The organism is Brevundimonas sp., assembly GCF_032107865.1.
Taxonomy (GTDB): Bacteria; Pseudomonadota; Alphaproteobacteria; order Caulobacterales; family Caulobacteraceae; genus Brevundimonas.
This window is the reverse complement of the sequence record NZ_DAMCNG010000119.1, coordinates 1-8,345: the sequence shown is the minus strand read 5'-3', so window position 1 is coordinate 8,345 and position 8,345 is coordinate 1. Positions and strand designations below refer to the sequence as shown.

At 66.7% G+C, this 8,345-nt stretch carries 9 protein-coding genes, 1 tRNA gene and 1 other RNA gene; 4 read left to right on the top strand and 7 right to left on the bottom strand.

What is annotated here, in order from left to right; genetic code table 11:
- The 7 genes from rsmH to RT567_RS10650 all read right to left on the bottom strand — a co-directional run.
- On the bottom strand, window positions 1-702 hold a 702-nt coding region (rsmH, locus tag RT567_RS10680; protein WP_313576364.1), incomplete at its 3' end, for a 16S rRNA (cytosine(1402)-N(4))-methyltransferase RsmH.
- A complete protein-coding gene (locus tag RT567_RS10675) occupies window positions 699-1,175 on the bottom strand; it encodes a division/cell wall cluster transcriptional repressor MraZ (protein ID WP_046653154.1) in 477 nt (158 codons plus the stop codon). The genes RT567_RS10675 and rsmH, both read right to left, overlap by 4 nt.
- A gap of 337 nt (window positions 1,176-1,512) precedes the next feature.
- Window positions 1,513-1,891: RNase P RNA component class A (gene rnpB / locus RT567_RS10670), an RNA gene on the bottom strand.
- 81 nt (window positions 1,892-1,972) lie between these two features.
- Window positions 1,973-2,734, bottom strand: coding sequence for an N-acetylmuramoyl-L-alanine amidase (locus RT567_RS10665; RefSeq protein ID WP_313576363.1), 762 nt, complete (start codon window positions 2,732-2,734; stop codon window positions 1,973-1,975).
- Window positions 2,735-2,745: 11 nt separating this feature from the next.
- Window positions 2,746-3,066, bottom strand: coding sequence for a hypothetical protein (locus tag RT567_RS10660; protein ID WP_313576362.1), 321 nt, complete (start codon window positions 3,064-3,066; stop codon window positions 2,746-2,748).
- A gap of 121 nt (window positions 3,067-3,187) precedes the next feature.
- A complete protein-coding gene (gene sppA / locus RT567_RS10655; protein WP_313576361.1) occupies window positions 3,188-4,987 on the bottom strand; it encodes a signal peptide peptidase SppA in 1,800 nt (599 codons plus the stop codon).
- 152 nt (window positions 4,988-5,139) lie between these two features.
- The gene (locus RT567_RS10650; RefSeq protein WP_313576360.1) at window positions 5,140-5,910 is read right to left on the bottom strand and encodes an SIMPL domain-containing protein; all 771 of its coding nucleotides are present in this window, start codon (window positions 5,908-5,910) and stop codon (window positions 5,140-5,142) included.
- A 189-nt stretch (window positions 5,911-6,099) separates the two neighbouring features.
- On the opposite strand from RT567_RS10650, the gene RT567_RS10645 reads away from it, so the two are divergent.
- From RT567_RS10645 to RT567_RS10630, 4 genes are all read left to right on the top strand, one after another.
- A tRNA-Ile gene (locus RT567_RS10645) sits at window positions 6,100-6,175 on the top strand.
- Between the two features lie 500 nt (window positions 6,176-6,675).
- Window positions 6,676-7,425 carry a hypothetical protein gene (locus RT567_RS10640; protein ID WP_313576359.1) on the top strand — a complete coding sequence of 250 codons (750 nt, stop codon included), beginning with the start codon at window positions 6,676-6,678 and terminating at the stop codon, window positions 7,423-7,425.
- A gap of 20 nt (window positions 7,426-7,445) precedes the next feature.
- Window positions 7,446-7,943: a GAF domain-containing protein gene (locus tag RT567_RS10635; protein ID WP_313576358.1), complete on the top strand. Its 498-nt coding sequence runs from the start codon at window positions 7,446-7,448 to the stop codon at window positions 7,941-7,943.
- A gap of 72 nt (window positions 7,944-8,015) precedes the next feature.
- A partial coding sequence (locus tag RT567_RS10630) for an ROK family protein (protein ID WP_313576357.1) occupies window positions 8,016-8,345 on the top strand: 330 nt, incomplete at its 3' end.

The following is an 8,345-nucleotide window of genomic DNA, read 5'->3' as shown; positions in this document are numbered from 1 at the left end:
GACCAGCCGCCCGCCGGGCGCCAGCGTCGCCTCGGCCGCCTCCAGCCCGCGCTCCAGCTCGCCCAGCTCGTCGTTGACGGCGATGCGCAGGGCCTGAAACACGCGGGTGGCCGGATGGATGGCGGCGCCGCGACGCCCGCCCAGAGCCTTTTCCACCACCTCGGCCAGATCCAGCGTGCGGGTGAACGGCTGCTCGACCCGACGACGCAGGATGGCGGTGGCGACCCGGCCCGACTGACGCTCGTCGCCGTACAGCTTGAAGATATGGGCCAGCGGCCCGTGGTCCCAAGTGTTGACGATGTCGGCGGCGGTGACGCCCTCATCCGACATCCGCATGTCCAGCGGCCCGTCGCGCATAAAGGAGAAGCCGCGCTCGGCCTGGTCCAGCTGCATGGACGAGACGCCGATATCGAAGACGGCGCCGTCCAGCTTCGCCTTGCCGCTCTCCTCGAACGCCTCGGACAGACCGGAAAACGGCGTGCGGATCAGCTGGAAGCGATCGGGAAAGTCGCGCGCCACGGCGTCCGCGAACGGCTGCACCGTCGGGTCGCGATCCAGCGCCACCACATCCGCCCCGCGCTCCAGAATGGCGCGGGTATAGCCGCCTGCGCCGAAGGTGGCGTCGATGATCACATCGCCCGCCTTGGGCGCCAGGGCCTCGATCACCTCGGCCAGCAGAACGGGCGCGTGCGGAGAGGTCATGCCGCCCCTCCCGTCTTCGCCGCCATCGCCTGACGGCGCATCTCGCCGAACTGCTTCAGGCCCTCGCGCGCCATACGGCGCTGCTCGGCGCGGTGCGCGGCCCACTTGTCCTTGTTCCAGATCTGGAAGCGCTCGCCGACGCCGTAGATGACGACCGTGTCGGACAGGTCCACCTCGGCGCACAGATGCTCCGGCAGGGTGATGCGCCCGCCCGAGTCATAGGCCAGCGGCTTCTGCTCGCCGAAGATCGAGGCCTCCAGCGCCGAGCGATAGGGATCGCCGAACGGCAGGCTTTCGATCACCGCGCGGTATTCGGCGAACAGCTTGTCGCCGCCCGCTTCCAGGCAATCCGCTTCGATGGAGGGAAAGCAGAAGACGCCGTGCTCGGCGCCGTTTTCGGCCGTGCGGAATTCCTGGGGGATCAGGAGACGGCGCTTGCCGTCCAGCTGCTTCTCGTAGGTCGAGAGAAACACGCCCTGCCCTATCGAACCCTGCGGCCCGTCCCTGAAATCCGTTGAAGAAAACCCACGCGTCGGGCCTTCAGCCCCTACTCATGAGCCATTGGGATAGCATGGGACTGAATGGGCCTCAATGGGATTAGTTGACGCCCTTTAACCTAATTTACGGCTCGACCAGCGTCGCCAGGACTGTAAAATCAGAACATACATAGAACAAAATGAGTATTCACAGCCTGTGGACGACTTCTAACGCCTTGATTTCAACGGAATGGTTAACGAGCCCCCTCTCCCGATGGGAGAGGGTCAGCGTGAACGCCCTCAAGCAGCGCGAATGCGCGTTAGGGCGAAATATAAAGCCAGACGGCCTGTAAGCCGGGTTCTGTTCCGCCCGAAAGCGGCGACGATCATTCCTCTGGGCCGCCCATTGCTGGACGGCTCTCGCGACCTACCCGGACATCTGGGGCGGTGAACCCTGCGGAGCGAGCCCCGCGCGATGTCCCTATTTGGTCTTGCTCCAGGCGGGGCTTGCCATGCCGTCGACGTTGCCGCCGACGCGGTGGGCTCTTACCCCACCCTTTCACCCTTCCCTGAGCCGAAGCCCAGGCGGTTTGCTTTCTGTGGCGCTATCCCTCGGGTCACCCCGGGCGGGCGTTACCCGCCGCCTTTTCACCGTGGAGCCCGGACTTTCCTCGACAGGAGCAAGCCCCCGCCGCGACCGCCCGGCCGTCTGGCGAGCGCTAGATGCGCGCGAATGGGCGCAAGGTCAATGCGGATGAACAGCCCCTCTCCCGATGGGAGAGGGTCATAAAGCTCTAATCCAGAACGCCGGTCACACTCTCGACCGAGGCCAATTGCAGCAGACCGACCAAGCGCGCCCGCGTCTCGCCGTCAGCCACGCCGTCCACCCGATCCGGCCGCCAGTGGCGCTGGAAGGCTTCGACCGTCAGGCGGGTCTCGTCGTCATAGGCGCCGCCCGGCTGCACCCCATAGCCCAGCCGGTGCAGGCCCGAGCGCAGGACGATGACGCCCAGCCCCTCGTCGCCCGGCGACAGGGGCGCGCCCAGGGCGCCGATGCGTTCGGGCGCCGGGTCGAACCACAGGCCGTGCCCGGCCTCAGCCAGACGCTTCCACGGGAAAAGCTCGCCGGGATCCTGCTTGCGCTCGGGCGCCATGTCGGAGTGGCCGATGATGCGGGCGTCGGGGATGGACCAGCGGGTGCGAATGTCGTCGACCAGGGCGATCACCGCCTCGATCTGCGACTCGGGGAAGAGGCGATAGCCGAACTCATGGCCCGGATTGACGATCTCGATGCCGATGGAGGCGGCGTTGACGTCGGTCTCGCCCTGCCAGGCGCCGCGCCCGGCGTGCCAGGCCCGGCGCTCTTCCGGCACCAGCCGCAGAACGGAGCCGTCCTCGTCGACGACATAATGGGCCGAGACCTTGGCCTCTGGGTCGCGCAGGCGCTCGATCGCCGCCTCGGCCGTCTCCATGCCGGTGTAGTGCAGCACCAGCATGTCCGGCGGGCCGCGCCGGGCGTCGAAGTTCGGGGAGGGCGCGTCGGTGTAGTTGGTCATGAGGCGGGCGATTAGCGCCCGTCCTTTTCCCAGCCGTAGGCCACCCAGGTGTCGCCCACCTTCTTGGCGTCGATGACGCCGTCATCGCGACGACGGGCCGTCATGGCGCGGCGGGCGCGCAGGGCGAAACCGGCGAAGAAGACCAGCACGCCGGCCACCAGGGCGATCATGGCCACGGCAGCCGCGGTGAAGACCGCCAGCAGGGCGCCGACCGTGACGGCCAGCGCCGTGGCGACCAGACCTGCAACCCATACGAAGGGCGCCAACAGGCCGGAACCGGGGCGACGGCGCGCATTGAAACCCAGTTGGCCCATCGGGTCGGAGTTGATCATGAACTCAAAGCCTCTCTCAGCGTCCTGATGAACGCCTGAGGCGCAATGTCGGTCCATCGACCTGAACGGTCAATGCACTGCGACATCACGCACCAGTCACATTTGTTGTCCCGGCGACGCTTCAGAAGGCCGGCTGATCCGCCAGTACCACCGAGCCGCGGCTGCGCATCCGCTCGGTCTCGACGCGGTTCAGCATGGCCTGAGCGGCTGGATCGCCCATCACCTGGCCGACCTTGACCATGGCCTCAGCGGCCTGCCCCGAGGCGCCGAAGGCGGTCGCCAGGGCCTCCCAAGGCGTCTGCGGTTGCGGGAAGCGCTTGAAGCGGACCGTCTCGGACGACGGGATCTTGGCCAGCTGACGCGCCTTGGCGACAGCCTCTTCCAGTCCGCCCAGTTGATCGACCAGACCCAGGCCGTGCGCCTGAGCGCCGGTCCAGACGCGCCCCTTGGCGATCTCGCGCACGCGCTCGACCGGCATCTTGCGCCCCTTGGCCACACGGGCGACGAACTCTTCGTAGATGCGGTCCATCGAGGCGGCGAAAGCGGCGCGCTGACCTTGATCGAAGCCCTGCACCGGCGAGAAGGCGTCGGCGTAATCGCCGCCGACCGACAGTCCGCGCATGTCGACGCCGAAACGACCCAGCGCATCGGCCAGCACGAACTTGCCGCCGAACACGCCGATCGAGCCGGTCAGGGTCGAGGGCTGGGCCACGATCCAGTCGGCCTCCGAGCTGATCCAGTAGCCGCCCGACGCGGCATAGGCGCCCATGGACACCACCACCGGTTTGCCGGCCGCCTTGGCCGCACGCACGGCGGCCAGCACCTGTTCCGACGCTTCCGGAGAACCGCCCGGCGAGGAGACGCGGAAGACGATGGCCTTCACGTCCTTGTCCTCGATGGCCTCATAGATGGCCTTAGCCGTGTCGTCCGAGCGAATGCTGGTCCCGCCGCCGAAGGGCGAGTCGTTGTCGCCGCGGCCGGTCATGATGGCGCCCTCGCCGCCGACGATGGCGATGGCCGACTTGGCCGAACCCGAGCCCGAGGTCGTGCGCGTGCCCTTCAGCGAAGCGTATTCGCCGAATTTGACGATCTTGGCGTCCTTACCCGCCTTGGTCTTGGCGGCGGCCTCAGCTTCCTCGACCTGGCCGATCTTGTCGACCAGCTTCAGCGACAGAGCCTGTTCCGCCGGATAGGGGCCGGCTTCGATCACGGCCTTCAGGGCCTCGGGCGTGGTCTTGCGGTCGCGGGCGATGTTGGCGATGGCGCTGTCGTAGATGGAGCCCATCCAGGCGACCATGGCCTCGCGGTGCGGAGCGGTGAAGTCGCTCTGCGTGAATTCGTTGACGGCGTTCTTGTACTCATACCGCTGCTCGAAGTCGGCCTTGACGCCGTACTTCTGGAAGGCGCGGCCCAGGAAGACGCTATCGACAGCCAGACCCGTCGCCTGGAAGTTCGCCGTGTTCTGCAACCACAGCTGGTCCGCGCTGGCGGCGACCATATAGCTGGACGTCACCGCGCCGATCGGCGCAAAGCCCTGACTGTGCGCGATCACGGTCTTGCCCGAAGCGCGGAAGCGAGCGATCGCCTGGCGCACTTCATCGGCCGAGGCGGGCGTCATGCCGACCTCAGGCGCGCGCACCAGCAGCACCTTGACGTTGTCGTCGGCCGCGGCCTGAGCCAGCACGTCCACGACCTGAACCACCGACAGGGTGGAGCTGCCGAAAGACGCGAAGGGATTGACAGGCGTCTGATCCGTCAGGCCGCTGCGCAGGTCCAACTCCAGCACCGTATGGGCGGGCGTCGTCGGCTTGGAGGCCCCGGCCGCCATGGCGAAAAAGATCAGCGCCACCACCGGCAGTACGACGAAGAAGGCCACAAGCCCGGCGAAGACGCCCAGCATGGTGAGGAAGAACTGCTTCATGGAAAGGCGGACGTCCAGGATCGCGGCCAGAGGCGGCCAAGCGTGAGGATAGAGCCCGCGCCCGGCGCGTCAAATGAACGGACGGTAATAAATCCATGAAAAAGGGCCCGCCGTCGCCGGCGAGCCCTTCTCATTCATCGCCAAGGTCGCGATCAGCGGCCGATGTCGTACGTCCCGCTGATGTCGATGCGGACCGTCAGTTCGCCCGCCGAGACCGGGGTCGAGGCGCCGCCGGCGTCCATGGCGACGCGGGCGTACATGACTTCAGGACGCGGCTGCGGCGCATAGCCGCCGCCCTCGGTCAGGGAGCGCACAGGCCCCAGGTCGACGCCCAGCGTCTGGGCGTACAGACGCGCCTTGTCCTGCAGGGCGCGCACGGCCAGCACGCGGGCCTGATCCTCGGCCGCCTTCGGATCCTTCAGACCGAAGCTGATGCCGTCGATCTGGTTGACGCCCGCCGTGACCACGGCGTCGGCGGTCGTCCCGACCTTGCTCAGGTCGTTGATCGTCACCGTGACGCGGTTGGCCGCCTGATAGCCGCGCAGCTTGGGCGGTTCGTTCTGCTGATAGTCGTATTGCGCCGACAGGTTCAGGCCCGAGGTCTGGATGTCGCGCTCGGCGATCCCGGCGCGGCGCAGGGCGGCGACGACGCGGGTCATCTGCTGGGCGTTCTGGGCCATGGCCTCCTGGGCCGTCGGGGCCTCGGTCACCACGCCGAAGTTGATCGTCGCCTGATCCGGCGCGACCTTGACCTCGCCATAGGCCGACAGGTTCAGGGCGGGTTGTTGAGCCATAGCGTGCACCTGCATCGGGGAAGAGCCGCCGGGCTGGGATTGAGCGCCTGAAGCGGCAGACGCGACGGCCGGCGCCGCCAAGGTCATCAGGGCCGTGCCCAGCATCAGGGCGCGTGCGGTGCGGGTCATTACGAGTTCTCCGTCGAAATCATTCTGGCGGGCCTATACGCCAGCCACGGCCTAACTTGACCGTATCAAGCTGAACGAACGCAAAAGACCCCTGTGCAGGTTCCGTTCATCAGCGTGAAAAGCGTGACAGGTCCGGGGCGGCTTTGCAGCCGCCGCGCCGCCTGCTAGGCACGCCTTGCTGTGCTTCGGGGGCCCGTAGCTCAATGGTTAGAGCCGACCGCTCATAACGGTCTGGTTGGGGGTTCGAGTCCCTCCGGGCCTACCAACAACAAAACTACGTAGAGAAATGAAAACGGCGGCCCAGGCAGGGCCGCCGAACCCAGTTTCAAGGGGCCCCGTACAGAGCAGCGCAATGCCGCTCGACTTCAGCCACGCACATATCGAAAGCTATGCCTTCAGGACTATCTGGATTGGGCAGATAGACCATTCCCCCAGGCGTACGCGGAAGACAGCGATCATATCCTTCAAAATAGCACCGATTGTATTCAGGGTTGAGACCTACCTGAGCAACAGCGCGCGTAGGCGATTGAAAAGATACAAATGCCGTTAGCGCTGCGACACCCAATGCCGCCATACCGACTTTAATTTTTGAAAATTTCACTTCATTTCCTCCCAGCGGTTTATTCCGCCTGCTGAAGGAACAACTAAAATTCAATTCACGCAACGGCGGTATTTCAAATGTTCACATTTCACCGCCCTCGTTTGAAGACTTGTGGCGAGCTACGCTAGAATCGCCCGTCCCAACCTGATGCTGAGAAACACCAGATGATCCTCTTGTTCAGCGCAGTCCTGGCCGCCGCCCCTGCGCCCGACTTTGAGACGCTAGAGCCGGTTCCAGCGGCGGTTCAGGGCGAAGCCATTCCCGCCTGCACCGCCGATCGCCGCTGGTGCGCCCTGATCGAGGCGGGCGAAACAGATGAGCAGTTGGTGCTGCGCCTCTATGACGGCCTGCCCGGCGACCGGACGCTCGTGGCCTCCCACCGGATCGAGAGCGAGAACTCGGAAGGCTTCTGGAGGCCGGGCGCCATCCTGCGTCGCGCGGAAAGCGACGACGTCATCCTCGGCGCCGACATGGAGCTGCAAGCCATGTATTCGGGCGGCGGCGGCATGTCGTCCTACCGGACGCTGGTGCGATTCACGCCGGGCGCGGCGCCGCAGGAAATCCTGACCGTCCCCCTGTCCGGCTCACTGATGATCCGCGCCTGCTTCGGCGAAGAAGACATGAAGCAGCGCGCCGGCGCCTGCCACGACGAATATGAGTTCGCCGCCGAGCTGAAGGCCGAGGGCGACGCCTTCCCGCCGCGCCTGACCTACGCCTCAAGCGCCACCACCTTCCCCGGCCGGGTGTCGCGCAGCGAGGACTCGCTCGCCAAGCCGCCGTTGACGCCCAAGGATCTGGTCAAGGCCGTCGACGCCGAATGCAGCGTACGCCGCGTCTTCACTTTCGATCTGGCGACGAACGCCTATGTTCCCGACGCGCCCCTGCCCGAGTGCGGCGACTATACCGTTCCCTAGACTGCGTTGAGCCTTGCCTGATGTCCTACGTCGCCCGTGACGACCGCCCCGCCGACAAGGCCGAACGCTATGCCGAGGTCGAGGCCGAGATCCTGGCCGTGCTGGACGGCGAGCCGAACCTGACGGCGCGCATGGCCACCGTGGCGTCGATGCTGGCCGACGCCTTCCCCGTCTTCTTCTGGACCGGCTTCTACGTCGTGGACGCGGCCAAGGCCGAGGAACTGGTGGTCGGCCCGTATCAGGGCACGCTGGGCTGCCTGCGCATTCCGTTCGGGCGCGGCGTTTGTGGCGCGGCGGCCAGGACGCGCCAGACCCAGGTGGTAGAGGATGTCCACGCCTTCCCCGGCCACATCGCCTGCGACAGCCGCTCGGCCAGCGAGATCGTGGTTCCGGTGCTGGACGCGGCGGGCGGGCTGATCGCCGTGCTGGACGTGGACGCGACGGAAACGGCCACCTTCGACGCGGTGGATGCGGCGGCGCTGGAACGGCTGATGGCCAAGGTGTTCGGCGCGGGGTGAAGCCATTCCCCTCTCCCGATGGGAGAGGGTTCCGCACACGACGCCTGCCCGCGCCCGTGCTACCTCCCCTCCATGCGGATCGGAATCGACTTCGGCGGCACCAAGATCGAGGCGGCGGCGCTGGACGCGTCCGGGGCCTTCGCCGCGCCGAACCCCGGAACCTATGACGCCGCCCTCAAGCTCGTCGCCGAGTTGATCGCGCGGGTCGAGGCCGAGGTCGGCCCTGCGCAATCGATCGGCCTGGCCATTCCCGGATCGCCCTCGCCGCGCACCGGCCTGATCCGCAACGCCAACTCGACCTATCTGAACGACCGCCCTCTGGCCGAGGACCTGCAGGCCGCGCTTGGGCGACCGGTGCGGCTGGCCAACGACGCCAACTGCCTGGCCCTGTCCGAGGCCGCC